The 16,812-nt window shown below is 44.1% G+C and carries 17 protein-coding genes; 14 read left to right on the plus strand and 3 right to left on the minus strand.

What is annotated here, in order from left to right; genetic code table 11:
* The first annotated feature begins 72 nt into the window (after positions 1-72).
* From ACFQWC_RS17280 to ACFQWC_RS17290, 3 genes are all read left to right on the plus strand, one after another.
* Positions 73-261, plus strand: a complete 189-nt coding sequence (locus tag ACFQWC_RS17280) for a hypothetical protein (protein WP_341357332.1) — start codon at positions 73-75, stop codon at positions 259-261.
* A gap of 119 nt (positions 262-380) precedes the next feature.
* Complete coding sequence (locus ACFQWC_RS17285; protein ID WP_299741494.1) at positions 381-1,697, plus strand: oligosaccharide flippase family protein; 1,317 nt, start codon at positions 381-383, stop codon at positions 1,695-1,697.
* A 134-nt stretch (positions 1,698-1,831) separates the two neighbouring features.
* On the plus strand, positions 1,832-3,718 hold the full coding sequence (locus ACFQWC_RS17290; RefSeq protein ID WP_299741496.1) for a cation:proton antiporter: 1,887 nt from the start codon (positions 1,832-1,834) through the stop codon (positions 3,716-3,718).
* Between the two features lie 25 nt (positions 3,719-3,743).
* Here ACFQWC_RS17290 and ACFQWC_RS17295 read toward each other — a convergent pair whose 3' ends face one another.
* Positions 3,744-3,878, minus strand: coding sequence for a hypothetical protein (locus tag ACFQWC_RS17295; protein WP_262371838.1), 135 nt, complete (start codon positions 3,876-3,878; stop codon positions 3,744-3,746).
* 85 nt (positions 3,879-3,963) lie between these two features.
* The gene (locus ACFQWC_RS17300; RefSeq protein WP_377108674.1) at positions 3,964-4,686 is read right to left on the minus strand and encodes a TspO/MBR family protein; all 723 of its coding nucleotides are present in this window, start codon (positions 4,684-4,686) and stop codon (positions 3,964-3,966) included.
* Positions 4,687-4,862: 176 nt separating this feature from the next.
* On the opposite strand from ACFQWC_RS17300, the gene ACFQWC_RS17305 reads away from it, so the two are divergent.
* From ACFQWC_RS17305 to ACFQWC_RS17355, 11 genes are all read left to right on the plus strand, one after another.
* Entirely contained in the window at positions 4,863-6,650 is a 1,788-nt protein-coding gene (locus ACFQWC_RS17305; RefSeq protein WP_299741502.1) for a M3 family oligoendopeptidase, read from the plus strand.
* Between the two features lie 286 nt (positions 6,651-6,936).
* On the plus strand, positions 6,937-7,281 hold the full coding sequence (locus tag ACFQWC_RS17310; protein WP_148967341.1) for a lmo0954 family membrane protein: 345 nt from the start codon (positions 6,937-6,939) through the stop codon (positions 7,279-7,281).
* 15 nt (positions 7,282-7,296) lie between these two features.
* Complete coding sequence (locus ACFQWC_RS17315; protein ID WP_149154424.1) at positions 7,297-7,950, plus strand: PspA/IM30 family protein; 654 nt, start codon at positions 7,297-7,299, stop codon at positions 7,948-7,950.
* A gap of 150 nt (positions 7,951-8,100) precedes the next feature.
* Entirely contained in the window at positions 8,101-8,832 is a 732-nt protein-coding gene (gene liaF / locus ACFQWC_RS17320; protein ID WP_377108677.1) for a cell wall-active antibiotics response protein LiaF, read from the plus strand.
* Positions 8,829-9,878, plus strand: coding sequence for a sensor histidine kinase (locus tag ACFQWC_RS17325; RefSeq protein ID WP_299741509.1), 1,050 nt, complete (start codon positions 8,829-8,831; stop codon positions 9,876-9,878). Before liaF ends, ACFQWC_RS17325 begins: the two co-directional genes overlap by 4 nt.
* Entirely contained in the window at positions 9,871-10,503 is a 633-nt protein-coding gene (locus tag ACFQWC_RS17330) for a response regulator transcription factor (RefSeq protein ID WP_299741511.1), read from the plus strand. Before ACFQWC_RS17325 ends, ACFQWC_RS17330 begins: the two co-directional genes overlap by 8 nt.
* Positions 10,504-10,756: 253 nt before the next feature.
* The gene (locus tag ACFQWC_RS17335; RefSeq protein WP_299741514.1) at positions 10,757-11,686 is read left to right on the plus strand and encodes a hypothetical protein; all 930 of its coding nucleotides are present in this window, start codon (positions 10,757-10,759) and stop codon (positions 11,684-11,686) included.
* Positions 11,687-11,769: 83 nt separating this feature from the next.
* Complete coding sequence (locus ACFQWC_RS17340; protein ID WP_299741516.1) at positions 11,770-12,414, plus strand: DUF4129 domain-containing protein; 645 nt, start codon at positions 11,770-11,772, stop codon at positions 12,412-12,414.
* Between the two features lie 23 nt (positions 12,415-12,437).
* A complete protein-coding gene (locus ACFQWC_RS17345) occupies positions 12,438-13,568 on the plus strand; it encodes a DUF4350 domain-containing protein (RefSeq protein WP_299741518.1) in 1,131 nt (376 codons plus the stop codon).
* Complete coding sequence (locus ACFQWC_RS17350; RefSeq protein ID WP_299741519.1) at positions 13,565-14,494, plus strand: AAA family ATPase; 930 nt, start codon at positions 13,565-13,567, stop codon at positions 14,492-14,494. The genes ACFQWC_RS17345 and ACFQWC_RS17350 overlap by 4 nt, the downstream gene beginning before the upstream one ends.
* Complete coding sequence (locus ACFQWC_RS17355; RefSeq protein ID WP_299741521.1) at positions 14,445-15,803, plus strand: DUF58 domain-containing protein; 1,359 nt, start codon at positions 14,445-14,447, stop codon at positions 15,801-15,803. The genes ACFQWC_RS17350 and ACFQWC_RS17355 overlap by 50 nt, the downstream gene beginning before the upstream one ends.
* On the opposite strand, the gene ACFQWC_RS17360 is transcribed toward ACFQWC_RS17355, so the two are convergent.
* Complete coding sequence (locus ACFQWC_RS17360) at positions 15,795-16,754, minus strand: stage II sporulation protein M (protein ID WP_377108680.1); 960 nt, start codon at positions 16,752-16,754, stop codon at positions 15,795-15,797. The two genes, ACFQWC_RS17355 and ACFQWC_RS17360, sit on opposite strands and share 9 nt — an antisense overlap.
* Positions 16,755-16,812 lie beyond the last annotated feature (58 nt).

Here is a 16,812-nt window from a genome sequence, read left to right on the forward strand (position 1 = left end):
CTTTTTGTTTTGAAAATAGATAGCCTAGTGGTTGTTCGGTTTGTTCACAATTTGGCACGAGTTTCCCCGAAAGTGGCACAACAAATCGAAAAAGTGGCACGAGTTTGCCTGAAAGTGGCACAACAAACGGCCAAACTGGCACAACTTTGCTTGAAAGTGCCGCAACAAACGCCAAAAATGCCGGAACAAACGCCAAAAGTGCCGCAACAACCTCACAACCGTCCCCTCACCCTCAAAAAATACCCCTCAGGACCATTCTAAAGCGAATGACAAAACCGATAAAAAAGCACTAACTCCATCATCGACAGGCACCCCTTCACATATTACCGGGACAACCATCATAGAATAGACCATCTAAAACAAAGGCAGGGTGCAAACATATGAGTTTGTTTTTAAGGGGTACGTTGGTGCTGGTGGTGACGGCTTTTTTAGGTGAGTGTTTGGAGTTTGTGATTAATATGATTTTGGCTCGTGAGCTTGGGGAAGCAGGTCTTGGCACATATATGTCGATCCTGCCGACTGTGTTTCTGATTGTGATTTTATCAAGCATGGAGCTGCCGATCAGTCTTTCCAAGTTCTTTGCCGAACGGGAAGAAAAGTATCATCGGGGCATGCTTCATTATGCTTTTCGATTTGCAGTCATCACGACGTGCATGCTCTTAATTCTTATGGTCCTTATATATGCCTGGACTCCTTTGTTCGAGGGATACCATCCAGGGATTCGCTGGCTCATCTTGATTGTGATTCCCATTGTTGCGTTTACCTCGATTACGAGAGGGTATTTTATGGGGATCCAGCAGATGGGCAAAATTGCAGTGGCTAATTTTCTGCGTAAAGGCATTCAGCTATTTTTATTAGTTTCGATCTATAATTTTCTCTCGTTTGGTATCAACACGTCAATCTTCATAGCCCTTGGGACACTGATTGCCAGTGAAGCGGTCGTTTTTGTTTATTTAATTCATGCTTACGTTCTCGAGATTAGGGGTAAAAGAAAGAAGAGCCATTCTACATTATCAACAATTGAAATGAGAAAGTCAGTATTATCTGTATCGATACCGACGACCGTGTTGCGAATTTTCCACGCTCTCACCCATGCGGTTCAGCCATTTTTGATCAAATGGGCGCTAGTTCTTTCAGGTATGGGAGCTCTGGAAGCGAATGAGCATTTCGGGATGCTGGCTGGTATTGCCCTTACCATCGGCTTCTTCCCATCATTTATTGCCTTTTCGATGTTAATCGTGTTAATTCCGACTGTATCGGAAAAAGTATCATCAAAGGACTTTGATGGGATCCTGACCCATCTTAAGCAAGTCATGTGGATTACATTAGGATATGGGATTCCTGCCGTATTCATATACTATTTGCTTGGGGATTATATTACAGAAACGTTCTTTCATTCTATGGCATCGGCCTATTATTTGAAGCTGCTCTGGCCGTATTTTCTGTTTCATTTCCTGGTGTTTCCACTCCAAGCCTTTTTGATCGGACTGGGATTGGTGAAAGATGCCCTCCTTCATACCATATGGTCGAGTGTATTTTCTTTTACACTGATATACTTGCTCGGATCCCGTTATGGAATGGAAGGAGTCATTCTTGGCATGAATGCGGGAGCCGTTCTGATCACCATGCTTCATTATTTTACGATCTGCAGAGAATTGGAAACGACTCTCTGGTTAAAATCGGCAATTAAAATGTAAACTATAAAAAACACAATGTGCCCTTTTGAACCTCTTTGTTTTGCACAAAGAGGGACAAATCTTTTATCCTGGAAACACGTACATACTATCTACTGTTATGATGGCTGATTTCATAACCTTCAAAGGAGAAAGCTATGATCGATTCTATTTTATTCAACATCATGTTAGTCGGAGTACTCGGGATCGCTTCCCAGTGGATCGCCTGGAGATTCAGGCTTCCTGCCATCGTCGTCATGTCGATTGTCGGATTGCTGGTGGGTCCTATATTTGGTCTCATTAATCCAAAGGACGATTTTGGTGAAGTCTTTAAACCCATTATATCCATGGCAGTTGCCATCATCCTTTTTGAAGGAAGCTTAAATCTTAATTTTCGAGAGGTAAAGGGATTAGGCAAGCCTTTATTTAGAATTGTGACCTTTGGAGCTTTACTCGCTTGGATATTAGGTTCACTCGGTGCTCACTATGTAGCCGGTTTGTCCTGGGCTGTGTCCTTTGTGATTGGTGGATTATTCATCGTAACCGGTCCAACCGTTATCCTGCCGCTGCTCAGACAGGCGAAGCTGAAACCAAGACCGGCAGCTATCCTGAAATGGGAAGGGATCGTCGTAGATCCTTTCGGTGCACTGCTTGCCGTTTTTGCTTTTGAAATTATTAATTTTCTTATAAGCGATGATGTCACGGGATTAACTTTATTACTCTTCTTTGCAGCTTCCCTATTTGCAGTGGTCTTTGGATGGGCCCTGGGGAAATTCACAGGATTTATATTTGAAAATGGACATGTGCCTGAGTTCCTGAAATCACCTGTTGTCTTTGCACTTGTACTTGCCTGCTTCACGATTTCAGATCAGATCACCCACGAGACAGGACTGTTAGCGGTGACCGCCATGGGGATGACGCTTGCGAATATGCATATCTCATCCATTGACGATATGCGTCACTTCAAAGAAAATATTTCGGTTCTGCTCATTTCTACGATTTTCGTCATGCTGACAGCATCGTTAACCGTAGATACGCTATTACGAATCTTTAACTGGAACATCGTCGCGTTTGTGCTTCTTATGTTATTCATTGTCAGACCATTATCGATTTGGTTATCTACGATAGGGACGGACCTCTCTAATAAGGAGAAGTTACTTGTTGGGTGGATTGCCCCAAGGGGAATTGTCGCACTGACGGTCTCAAGTTATTTTGCTTCAGTCCTATTAGAGAAAGGCTTTGAAGATGCGGCTATACTGACGTCCCTAACTTTTGCACTCGTTTTCTCTACAGTATGTGCACATGGCTTCTCCATTAAATGGCTGGCGAAGAAATTGGACCTTGCCATTGATGAAAGACCGGGGGTTATGATTGTGGGAGGAAGTAAATTCAGTACTGAATTTGCCAAGACCCTTCAAGACCTGAAGATTCCAGTCTTAATTTCGGATTCATCCTGGCAGCGATTGTTTTCAGTCAGAAAAGCGGGAATCCCATTCTACCGTGGTGAAATCTTATCCGAACAAACGGAATACTATCTCGATATGACGCCGTATGAATACATGATTGCGGCTACGGAGCTGGATTCATACAACGCTCTGGTTTGTACGACATTTGTTCCAGAGATTGGCCGTAATAACCTGTTCCAACTGAGTCTGCGGAGCCAGAGGGACGATGATCTTGAAGACATGGTTCATACGATTGGGGGACGGATTTTATTCCAAAACCACGTAACGTGGGAAGAACTGAACAAGCGTGTTGAGAGGGGAGACGTATTCAGAAAAACGAATATTACTGAAAAGTACACCTTCGAATCTTACCTGCAGGAGCGGGATGAAAATACGTTATTGATGTTTGCCCTTAAACCTACAGGAAGAATCGAGTTCTTTACTGAAGGGACTTCTCCTAAGATTGAGCAGGGAGATGTGATAGTCAGTCTCACCCAGCCGTGTAAGGAAAAGAATAAAATTCAGGAGAAGCTTACGGTTCAACGTGAAAAAGAAATCATAAAAGCTCAAAATGAAACGAATCAAGAAAGCGCCGACTAAGTCGACGCTTTCTTTTTGCAATCCTTTATTTCTTTCCACTATATTGCTCCCCTAATAACTGTTTCACCTGATTATATGTCAGCCCTGAATGCTGATTGAGTCGTTTGACTTCATCAATATCCGTTCCGGAACGAGTGACATTCTTCTTCTGCTGGTTCATACACTACACCCCCTATCACTTAATGTAAGTCATCGGAAGGCTTCCTATACAAAAAAAAGGCCCGAGGGACGGACCTTCGTGCACATTAGGATTGTCGTGTTCTCTTGTAGACCAGGTCAAGAATGAGGATGATAACGGCGAGTGCGTAGGCAGTATAGGCATAGGTTGAGTGTTCTGCCAAGTTCTTTACTCCGATACCGACAAATGCCCAAACAAATACAAGTGGATAAAGCAAGTCATGCTGCCCGATGCGGAACCAGAACGCGAGTACCGTAGCGACAAGCAGTCCAAGATAAGCCCACACCCATTCAGAAATGCCGAACCCATTCCAGCCAATATCCGTTAAGTAATACGTGATATTGACAATCGTGGCAATGGAAATCCATCCTAAGTAAATGGAAAAAGGGGCTCTATCCAAGAGGGACGGACCTGTGCTCTTCACCCGTCTATAAAGGGCAATGAGAGTTGATAGGAGTCCGATCATGATAAATACGGAAACGAGAAAATAATTGTAATGCCAAACGAATATCCATGCTGAATTCAATAAGCAGCTAAGGATGAAAAGTCCGCTTGTTTCCTGATAAAGAGGGAGATCTCTTCTGTCTTTAGGGAATTGTCGGATGATCCATATCGCAAGCAGCAGATAAATCAGGCTCCAAATGGAAAAGACATACCCTGCAGGAGTAATCATGATATCAAGCCTGTCACTGATTTCCCCTGTCGATTGATTATTCAAAGGCAAAGTCACAGCCAGCGTATTCATCACGATCACTAAAGCGAATGCTAACATATTCAAGATCAGTTTCATTGCGTGTAACCCCCTGTAAGTAGTGGTGTTATATACTATTCCACTCTTATCATATTAAAAACCAAATGAAGAGAGTTAGGAAAAAAGGATTAGTGAAAGATCAGGAAGGATTTAAGGGATTTATCGAGAATTAGAAATAGGATAGGGACAATGAGAAAATTTATTAGGGGGACATTATGGACCGTACAAATCATACATATTCGGATGTTTGGGATTTGGATGTTTTTTTTCAAGGAGGAAGTGAATCACCGGAATTCAGAAGGCATCTCGATACGTTAGAAAAAAAGAAAAATGACTTTGAAGAAAATGCACTCGCTTTCCATCCGCCACAATCGGCTGGTGATGCTGACCTGGTATGGAAGCTTATAGAAGAAGCAAAAGAAGTGATGCTGTATTTGCGTCAGGCAGGTGCTTTCGTGAGCTGTCTTGAAGCTCAAAATATGCATGACAGAAAAGCAGATTCTCTCCGCGGGGAAGTCACAAGCCTGAGTGCGGACTTTTCTTCTACTTTTACAAAGTTTCAGCAGCAGCTTTCGGATTGCAGAGAGGAGGTCTGGAATGAACTGCTTCAACATGATCAACTGAGTGAAATTACATTCGTCCTCAATGAGTGGAGACAAAAAGCGAAAGATAAGTTATCCAGCACAGAAGAGTCACTTATCCAGGCGTTAGCTGTCGATGGCTATCACGGCTGGGGACAGATGTATGACACGATCGTGGGGGCCATGGAGATTGAACATGATGGAAAAAAGCGATCGGTTGGTCAGGCGAATAATCTGCTCTCCAGTCCAGACGCCAATACGCGCAAAGAGGTTTTTGAAAAATTAGAGAATGCCTGGGAACAAAATGAGGAACTCTTTGCAAGGACGCTTAATCACCTGGGCGGCTTTCGCTTGAATGTTTATAAGAAGCGTGGCTGGGACGAATTGATGAAGGAGCCCCTCGAATATAATCGTATGAAGCAAGAAACGCTGGATGCCATGTGGGGAGCTATTTCAAAGCACAAACAGCCTTTCGTCCAGTACCTGGAGAGAAAAGCAAAACTAATCGGGAAAGACCGACTCGATTGGTATGACCTTGACGCACCCGTGGCAGAGTCGACGAGTACCATGTCATATGACGATGGGGCAAAATTCATTCTAAAGCAGTTCTCCCGATTCGGAGAAGAGATGGCCCAGTTTGCTGAAAAAGCATTTGAGAACCAATGGATAGAAGCGGAGGACCGATCCGGAAAACGTCCGGGTGGATTCTGCACATCCTTCCCGTTAAGTGATCAATCCCGTATCTTCATGACGTATTCAGGCTCAATGTCGAATGTCTCCACCCTTGCACACGAGTTAGGGCATGCGTTTCATTCTTATGCATTAAAACCGATGCACACATTGAATCGTAACTACGCCATGAATGTGGCGGAGACGGCATCCACTTTTGCTGAAATGATCGTGGCGGATGCTGCCGTAAAAGAAGCGGCGACGAAGGCCGAAAAGATTGCCCTGGTGGAAGATAAACTGCAGAGGAGTGTCGCGTTCTTCATGAACATCCATGCCCGTTTCTTATTTGAGACACGTTTCTATGAAGAACGTAAGAAGGGGATTGTATCTGCTGATAAACTCAACGAACTGATGGTGGACGCTCAGAAGGAAGCATTCTCAGACTCCATAGGAGAGGTTCATCCGCGCTTCTGGGCATCGAAGCTCCATTTCTATATTACAGGAGTGCCGTTCTATAACTTCCCATACACCTTTGGATACTTGTTCTCACTGAGTATTTACGCCAAAGCACTGGAATCGGATGAAAGCTATGAAGAAAATTACATGGCATTACTCCGTGACACAGCGGTCATGAATGTCGAAGAACTGGCCATGAAGCACCTCGGTGAAGACATCACCAAAGAAGCCTTCTGGGAAAAAGGGATCAAGCTATGCATAGCCGATGTGGAAGAATTTCTTGAGTTAACAGAATAATGCTGGTAGGGTCCGTTCCGTTTTGGGGACGGACCTTATTTTTGTAGTGGAACGACTGTTGTTGTGGTTTATCGACCGTTCTATAAAAAGGACAAACTTCTCAACCCCTCCGTCAAACACCAACAAACGACAAACTTCGCGATCCCTCCGCCAAAACATCAATAAAACGACAAGTCCTACCACTCCTAAGCCTCAAGTCTGATACGAAAATAAAGCTCAGGCTCGTTATGGGAAATCCGGAAAATAGATAGGATAGAGACATGAAGAAGAAAGGAGGCAACAACAAATGAAAAAATTCGGATTGCTCTTAGCTGGAGGGATTGCAGCCATTGTCCTGCTTGCCAATTTGGGACCGATCGTAGGGCTCGCCATCTCTTTAGTGATCATGTATTACAGCTTTAAAGGGTTTGTGAAAACAGATTCCACAATGAAGAAGATCTTATGGGCATTGATCGGTCTTGCGGCATTCAGTGCTTCGATATCCAACTTCCCGGCGATCATCGGATTGGTTGCTCTATACGTTCTGTATGTGATCTACAAGAACTGGAAAAAAGAAGAAGTCATTATAGAAGAAAAATCATCGGATCCATTCACTAATTTTGAAAGAGAATGGTCTCAATTAAAAAACTAAAGGAGAGATTTCACTATGGCAAACCTATTTCAAAGAATTAAAAATACAGTCATGTCCGACCTGCACGAAGCATTAGATAAAAAGGAAAAGAAAAATCCAATAGCTGTGTTAAATCATTATTTAAGACAGTGTGAGCAGGAAGTAGAAAAAGTAAGTAAGCTTGTGGAAAGACAATATCTATTAAAAGAAGAATTTCAAAAAGAGTATCAGCAGGCTTCTGCATTAGCTGACAAACGAAAATACCAGGCTGAGGTTGCATCGAAGGCAAATGAAGAGGGTCTGTATGAATTTGCCCTGCAGGAACAAAAATACTATGAAGAGCGTGCCGTACGCATCCAGGAATCCAAGTTGAAAGCGACGAAAGAGCTTGAGGAACTTGAGAGAAAATATGAAGAGATGAAACACAAGCTAAAGGATATGTACATCAAGCGGATGGAGCTGATGGGAAGAGAGAATATTGCCCGTGCCCATAACAAGGTGAATTCTGTGCTTGAATCTTCTTCCGGTTATAACAACCAGGCGTTCTCTAAATTCGATGAAATTGAAACATACTTAGATCATTTAGAGCATGGTGTGAACTCCTCTTATTATCGAAATACGATCGATGCAAAGATCGCTAAATTAGAAAAAGAAGTAAAAAAAGAGGAAACGGAAGCCATTCCTTCATAAAACATGGTATTCTAGGTTAAGAAAAACATAATAACGATAAAAAAGGGGGAGCCCAACCGGGTTCACCCCGTTTTATCATCAAATAATATGAACCTCTTGTCGGATAATCTTCATTCATAAAAAATACATAACCAGAAAGGAGGAACCCCCTTGTTCAATCGTTTACGCTCAGATGGGATCAGCTGGATCATTTTAATAGGAACCCTTTTAATACTGTTGGAAGTATCATTCTACGATGGGGGGGTTCTCGTCTTTCTCTCGATTGCGGCCTTCTGTATCTATATTGGAAGAAAGAAGCTTCCGAGTACTCTTGGAAAGCTCCTGCTGTGGTTTGGGATCATCAGCTTAGCGGTCAATCTCTTTAATACCGTAGCATTTAAATTTTTATTGTTTGCCATTCTTCTATTTATCATTGTCCGTTTTGCTGATTCGAAGAAACATCCTAAATACATCACTCCGGCGATTAAGGAAACGTTCACCCACACAAGTGAACCACTCGTCATGAAAAAGTCCGCTCTTCAAAACGAATGGTTCGGGCCGAAACGGACTCCGGAAGACGTATATGAATGGAATGATATCAACATCCAGGGTGTGATTGGAGACTCGGTCATCGACATTGGAAATACGGTGCTTCCTAAAGGGACGTCCGTCGTTTCAATTCGAAACATTTTAGGCAATATTGAAATATTGATTCCGTATGATGTGGAAGTGAGTGTTCATCACTCGGTACTTGCCGGTTCGATTGAGGTTTTTGAAGAAGTGGAGCCGAAAGCGATCAATCAGTCCCTTTATTATCAAACGCCAGGCTATGATACGGCTGTCCAGCGGGTGAAGATTGTAACCTCTATGTGGATTGGTGATTTAGAGGTGAAGAGAATATGAGTACAGTCAGTAAGCAGATCGCAGCAGGCATTCTCTTTTCTCTTGGTTTGGTGGTCTTTTTATCTCTTTCATTCTTTTATTTGTATCCTTTAGAGGATTGGTCCCTGCTATGGGAAGTGGAAATCATGGATATACCGGGAGCAGGGTTTATCCTCGTTGTAAGTATCCTTATCGGAATCGTGTTTGGCATCCGGACAGGGGTGAAGGATAAACGGCAGCTGAGGGAGATAGAAGATGCCCTTATGAATGTAGAGCAGGGCCGCTCGATCACACTCCCTGAAACGGCAACCACGGAAGTTCAGCAGGTTTGGAAAAAGGTCGATGCGTTAGGAAAACATTTAACGGATCAAGCGCGATATTCCCAGAAGCTTGCCAATGAAAAGGCAGAGGAGCAGGAAAAGAGAATCCAGGAAATCGTTTCCCAGGAGCGGAACCGCTTGGCGAGAGAATTGCATGACTCGGTCAGTCAGCAACTGTTTGCAGCATCCATGCTGATGTCGGCCATCACGGAAACACCATCATCCGGCCGAACTCCACATGAAGAGAAGCAGCTTGGAATGGTGGAGCAGATGATTCATCAGTCTCAGCTTGAAATGAGGGCACTCCTCCTTCATCTTCGCCCCGTTGCGTTAAAAGGAAAGAATCTTCAAGAAGGAATGAAGGAATTATTAGTCGAATTAGCTCAGAAGGTCCCCCTTGATATCGAGTGGAAAATAGAAGACATGAGCCTTGATAAAGGAATCGAAGATCATCTCTTCAGAATTCTGCAGGAGTCGGTGTCAAACACCCTGCGACATGCGAAGGCGACTTCCTTGGATATTCGATTGATTAAAAGGGAATCGATCATTATTTTACGGGTAGTGGATGATGGTCAGGGCTTTGATGTGAATGAATCAAAAGTAACAAGCTCCTATGGGCTTCAGAATATGAGGGAGCGAGCCATTGAAATCGGTGGTACGTTTAAAATCATCAGTGTACCGAATAAGGGAACACGCTTGGAAGTAAAGGTTCCCGTTGTGGAGAATGAAGGTGAAAATAATGATTAAAGTGGTATTTGTCGATGATCATGAAATGGTCAGGATCGGGGTCTCTTCTTATTTATCTGCTCAGGCGGATATCGATGTTGTGGGGGAAGCGTCAGATGGAAAAGAAGGCGTCCAGCTTGCTCTGGAGCTGCGCCCGGATATTATTCTCATGGATCTTGTGATGAAAGAGATGGATGGCATTCAAGCGACGAAGGAAATCATTCAAGAGTGGCCAGAAGCGAAGATTATCATCGTCACAAGCTTCTTAGACGATGATAAGGTATACCCTGCCCTGGAAGCGGGGGCGGTCAGTTATATGCTGAAAACGTCGAAAGCAAGTGAGATTGCAGAAGCGGTTCGTAAGACGTATAACGGCCAATCGATTCTTGAACCGGAAGTTACAGGGAAAATGATGACCCGCATGAGACAGAAGACCGTTTCTCATCCCCATGAGGAACTAACCAATCGTGAACTGGAAATCCTTCTCCTGATGACGCAAGGGAAAACGAACCAGGAAATTGCCGATGAACTATTCATCGCCCTGAAAACAGTGAAAACCCATGTGAGCAATATCCTCTCGAAGCTGGGTGTACAAGACAGAACACAAGCTGTAATATATGCCTTTAAACATGATTTAGTTAAATAATCGTGCAAAGTGACCCAAAAAGAAAACTTTTTGGGTCACTTTTTCGTATAGAGAAGGAGAAAGCAATTCTACCTTTCATCTTCAAAGGAAAAGCATCAGAATTCCAACGTGAAATATATATCTATTAAGGCTTGATGTTTTTGGGTAACAAGTATGAAAGAAATACAATTCTTTCATCAACGGAAGGAGGAATAATGGTAGAATAAGCGATATATTGTCAAATATTGAAAAATAACCTGTAGGGGGATATAACGTGAACGCAAAATTCAGTAAGCCTAAAGGGTTCGGTGAAATACTGGACCACACATTTCGATTAAGCAAGAACCGCTTTAAAGACTTTTTTCTTATTTTCCTTATTCTGTTAGGGCCGGTTTATTTACTGCAGGCACTCATTGAACTGGCAGCAGGAGTCAGTTTTTTTAGAACCGTCGGTACAGGGGAAACCTGGTTCGATGGGATAGTCAACAGCTTTTCAGGCGAGTTTACTGCTGAAGAGGTACAGGAAGTAAATCTGGCAGCAGAGCTTGGTACAGGTCTTATTGGACTCATCAGTATAATTCTGGCTCCAATCGCTCAGGCGGCGATTTTATTTGCCCTTAATCATATGAGGAAAAATGAAGAATTTACGGTGAAGCTTGTGATCAAGGAAGCATTCATCCGTTTTTGGCCGATTATCGGAAGCAGTCTCCTATTCGGTGTGATCGTATTCGGTATCGTTTTTGTTCCGATTTTCATATTTGGTTTTGCCGGAGTATTCGGTGCTGCACTTCTGGAGCCGGGCGTCGGGATTGTGATCGCAGGGGTTGTCCTGTTGCTTGCATTCGCGGTTGCAGTAGCTTACCTATTAACGCGTTGGAGCTTCTACTTTGGAGCGGCAGCCATAGAAAATGACGCACCCGGTCTCGGCAGGAGCTGGAGGCTGACGAAGAAACGTGGATGGACCCTTCTTGGATTATTCATTGTTTTCGGCTTGATCATTGGAATCGTAAGTTCTGCCTTCGAATTGACGTTTGGACTGGTCTTAGGGAATAGTGTCCTGTACGGCATGATTATAAACGTTGTAACTTTATTTACGTCGATGCTGTTTGCCGTCGGATTCGGGGTTATGTTCCTTGATCTTAAAACGAGACATGATGCAGATGATTTGAATGAAATGATCGATGATTACAACGGAATCCAATAGCTTTGTTGAAAAATCGAAGTAACCAGTCTGGGTCCGGAAACCTCATGCTTCCGGGCTTTTGATCTGAAAGCTAGGTGAAAAAGATGTTGAATGAAAATAGAGCAAGAGATCAATTAGAAGAAATCTTGGATGGGGAGGAATATAAGGCCTATCGTGATGGATCTCAGGGGCTGCTGGCCAGCTGGTGGGGGAAGGCAAAGGAATGGCTTTCAGAACAGCTGGGAAAACTGTTCCCTTCCCTTGAACCGACAGACGGGGCGGCATCAGGCATCCTGATCATGTTGATTGTCATTGCAGTGGCCATTCTCCTCGTTGTTGCATTCTTTGCCATTCGGAATGGAGTCCGAAAGCGGAAATTCCGCTCGAATAAACCACTGCAGTCCATGAATGAGATGGAGTGGTCTTACGAGAGACATTTAGACGAAGCTCATAAACAAGAGGGGCTCGAAGATTATTCGAGGGCAACCCGTCATATGTTCCTGGCCCTCCTTTTATACTTTCATGAAAGAGACTATCTCGAAGCAAAGGTCTGGAAAACAAATTGGGAGTATTATGATGAACTGCGTAAAGTGAATCGGGATTGGGCAGAGCGATTCTACAGGCTGGCCCTCCTGTTTGATGAGGTGACCTACGGTGAGCGGGAAGTGGAGGAAGAAGAGTATCTTCCCTATAAACAGGAAGCTCTAAGCTGGTTGGAACATGAAACGGATTCACAGCCTTACGCATAAGAGAAAGGAGGTAGGAACGAGCATTGAAAACAAATAGAAAGGCGTGGGTCTGGCTCACCACACTTTTAAGCTTATTTATCATCATCGGTGTATTTCTTTCTCCTGAAAAGCCTAAGGAGTATCCAGCTTATGTTTCCGAGTCTCCATCCCCGTCAGGAATCAAAGCCCTCTATACCTATTTGGAAAACGAAGGTGCGTCTATACAACGGTGGTCTTTTTCACCAGATGGGCTGCCTGCAACTGAATCTGATCAATTACTGATTATGGTAGAACCTTTTTCAATCCCTGAGCAAGAAGAAATGGAAGCTTACGAGAGTTTCATGAGGGCAGGCAATACCATACTATTATTAAAAGATAATCCAAAAGGAATGTTTGGCGCAAAGACGGTCCTATTAGGGGAAGGGCTCGATAATCCTCTTATACGTGATGGAAAAGGGAATACATATCAAACGGATATTTTATCGGACATAAGACTGGAAACGACGGATGAAGATACCATCTTATTAGATGATCGGGAGGGGACGATTGCCTACAGCTCTCCTATGGGTAAGGGTCAATTGATTGTCTCTACTTCACCGGGCTGGGTGATGAACGGGAATATCCTTGATAGGGATCATCTACCGCTGATTCTCAGTCTATTAGAAAGCGGTCTCGCTGCCCGGAAAACGATCCTCATCGATGAATATCTTCACGGAGGGGAGAGTCAGGCGACCCTGGCTTCACTTTATCCCCAGTGGCTGCTGCTTATTTTACTTCAATTACTGATCTTCACCATCCTATGGCTCTGGATGCGGGGCAAGCGGTTTGGAAGTATTCTTGTTCCAAGAGAAGAGACGGTCCGATTCAGTGATGAGCGAATCAAGGCGCTTTCAGCCTGGTACTTAAAAGGGCGCCAATACAAAGAATCCTTAGTGATTCAAGCCGAGTATGTCAGAGTTCTGTTCCAAGAACGGTGGGGGATCCCGACAAGCAAGGAATGGTCGGAATTGAACGGGACGTTGGAAAGAAAATTAACCACCGTTTCTAAAAAAGAAATCGATTCGTTTTTATCAGGAATAAGGGTTGTATTAGAAAAAGAGCGCATCAGTAAACAGGAATACGTACTGTGGTCGAAAAAGATCGAACTATTCAGGAAAGAGGTGGAGGATCGTTGAAACCAGAAATCACATCCTTAATGGAGAAATATGAAGAGCGTATAGTAGGACAGAGCACGAATCTCAAACTCTTGTTATCTTCCATCCTAGCAGGAGGGCATGTGCTGATTGAAGGAGTACCCGGCACTGGGAAAACCCAGATGGTGAAGACTCTTTCCAGGTTGCTCGGGGGAAGCTTTAACCGGATTCAATTCACACCGGATCTGTTACCGAGCGATATCACGGGAAGTACGATTTACAACATGAAGGATAGCAGCTTCCAGACGATCAAAGGGCCGATTTTCACGAATGTATTATTAGCCGATGAAATCAACCGGACACCGGCCAAAACCCAAGCGGCCCTGCTTGAAGCCATGGAAGAAAAGCAGGTGACGATTCAAGGATCAACGTATCCACTTGAAGAGGTATTTTTTGTGGTGGCCACCCAGAATCCGATTGAATTTGAAGGAACCTACCCACTGCCTGAAGCACAGCAGGATCGATTCCTCTTTAAGCTCGACATTGACTTTCCTTCCTTTGAGGAAGAGAAAAGCGTTTTAAAACAAGTGATTGAGAATCATTATGATTCAAGTGAAGTGGGAGCGGTTCTAGACATTGAAACCTTCCTTTCCATCAGAAGGGAAATCGACGAGGTCACACTTAGTGACGCGGTGCTGGATTATATTATGCAGATTGTGAGAAAGACCCGTGAAACGGAGTCGATCCGCTTCGGGGCAAGTACAAGGGCAGCGATTTCGATTGGGAAAGCTGGACGTGCGTGGGCCTATCTGTCAGGGCGTGATTATGTCACACCGGATGATATCAAGATCGTCGCAAGACCGGCCCTAAGACACCGCATACAACTATCCCCGCATGTAGAATTGGAGGGAGTGACCATTGACCAAGTCATCCAAGAGCTTGTTGGGTCGATTCCTGTTCCAAGATAAGGGAATATTGCCGACTGCGAAGTTATTGATCTCGTACCTTCTATTTTCCGGTATCCTTCTGGCAGGAACGTTTATTGGACTATCATGGACGATGATTTTTATAATGAACGGCTTATTTATCGTCGTGAGTCTCATTGACCTGACCCTATCGCCACCCAAAAAGGAAGTAGACATCAAGCGCAGTATCCCTGATCAAATGGAAAGGGGACTTGATTATCTCGTCGATCTGGAAATCATAAACAGATCTAACCGTGAAATGGAGTTTCGGATCCTGGATGGTACCCCTCAAAGCTTTCAAACATCCTTTCCCTTAGAAGGGAAGCTTGAACAGGATTCAGCCGGGACCCTTACCTATGATGTGGTGACACCGGTAAGAGGAGACTATAACCTGACGAAGCTGTATCTTCGCTATCGAAGCTCCCTCGGGTTATGGGAAAAACAAAAAACAATGGAGCTCCAGGATGGGGTGAAAGTCATTCCGGATCTCACTGAAACGAAGAAAGTATTGGAGAGTGCACAGCAATTCTTACTGTATGAAGGGGTAAAGATCCGTAAGCAGCAAAGCGGTGCCGGAGAATTCTCCAAGATTAGAAATTATGTACTCGGGGACGATCCCAGAAAGATTAACTGGCGTCAAACCGCTAAGCTTCGTGAAGTGATGACCAATGAATATGAACCTGAGCATGGGAAGTACATCACGATTCTCATCGATTGCGGAAGAATGATGGGAGCAGAAATGAAAAAAGCAAACCGGTTGGAAAAATCCCTGGAGGCGGCCCTGACCGTGACGGCAGCAGCCCTTCAAAACGGGGACTATGTGTCTGTCCTTGCTTTCAGTAAAGGTGTTAAGGTATATATCCCTCCGGCAAAAGGGATGGCGCATCTGCAAACGATCCTTCACCGCATTTATAATTTGAAGGTAGACGCAGCCGAATCCAATTATGCAGCAGTTCTTCATTATGTACAGACGGTTCAAAAGAAAAGAAGTCTGCTGTTATTATTTAGTGATGTACACACATTTCTTCATGAAGACAGTGCCCTGTTTTATTTACAGCGCCTGCGGAAACAGCATCTCTTTTTAACGATTGGGATAGAAGACGAAACGTTGGTCAAGAGGATCAAGACAGAGCCTGTTGATTCAGAGCAGGCGATGATGAAGAGTATGGCCCAGAAGCAGATGCTCGTGAAGAAAAGGGAGAAAGCCAAGTGGGAAAAACAGGGCCTCCTGATGGTGGAGGCCCGTGAAGAGAAACTGGCCGCTACGGCTGTTTCGTACTATATTGATATGATGAATCGAGGGTTACTGTAGGCTTGCCTTTAGCCGAAGCCTTCCGATCGTCATATAGAGAATCAGACCGATAACCGTTAAAAAGGCAACCATATATTTTGCGAGTAGCGGTATGGCAGCAGGCGTTATGAATCCTTCGATGATCCCGGCGATCACAAACAGGGGTACCGTTCCGAGGAGCAGCTGGACGGATCGTTTCGCTTGCTGCTTTAATTGGTAGCCTCGTGTGAATCGTCCAGGTACAAAGAGCTTATAGCCCATTAAGAGTCCCGCACCGCCTGCAATGAAGATGGCTGTAAGCTCGATCATTCCATGGGGGACGATGTAAGCCCAGAATTCATAGCTCATACCCTGGTGCCAGAAGACAGCGGCCAGGGCACCTACAATGATTCCATTGTACACAAGCATATAGACAGTCAAAAGACCAAATGTCACCCCGCCGGCAAAGGCAAGGAAGGCGACTTTGATGTTATTGGTCATAATGGCAGCCGACATAAGTGAAGAATCCACCTTTCCGTCACTTTTTCCCAGATTAGGGGGATCCACCCCTTGAGACATCTCAGGGGGTAAAATGGAATAAAGATGAAGAGGGTCATTCACGACAGAAATGAAGGCACCGAGTGCACCGATCGTAAATAAAAGCATCGCCGTTACAACGAACTTCCACTGTTCAAGCAGTAATCCGATAAAGGTAGTGGAGAAAAAATGTCTAATTTGTTTTCCACTTGAGATTTGGTCTTTATATAATAGATTGTGAGACTTTGATACGAGGCCGTTCAAATAATCGGTTACTTCTTCACCGGGAAAATAGGTCTGACTGTACGATAAATTCTGGGCAGCCTTTTGATAAAGACGGTTGAATTGATCAATGGCAGGACCCGTTGTGTTCTTCCTCTTGCGAAGAGTCCCGAGGAGATCTTCTAACTGCTTCCAGTCGTCCCGGTGCTGTTTAACGAATTGCTTCACGTTCATTTTGACACCTACTTGTTCTATTGATTTCTTATCTCTTATTATAGTAAGTTAAGAAAAA

Source organism: Rossellomorea sp. GCM10028870 (assembly GCF_042666755.1).
Lineage (GTDB): Bacteria > Bacillota > Bacilli > Bacillales > Bacillaceae_B > Rossellomorea.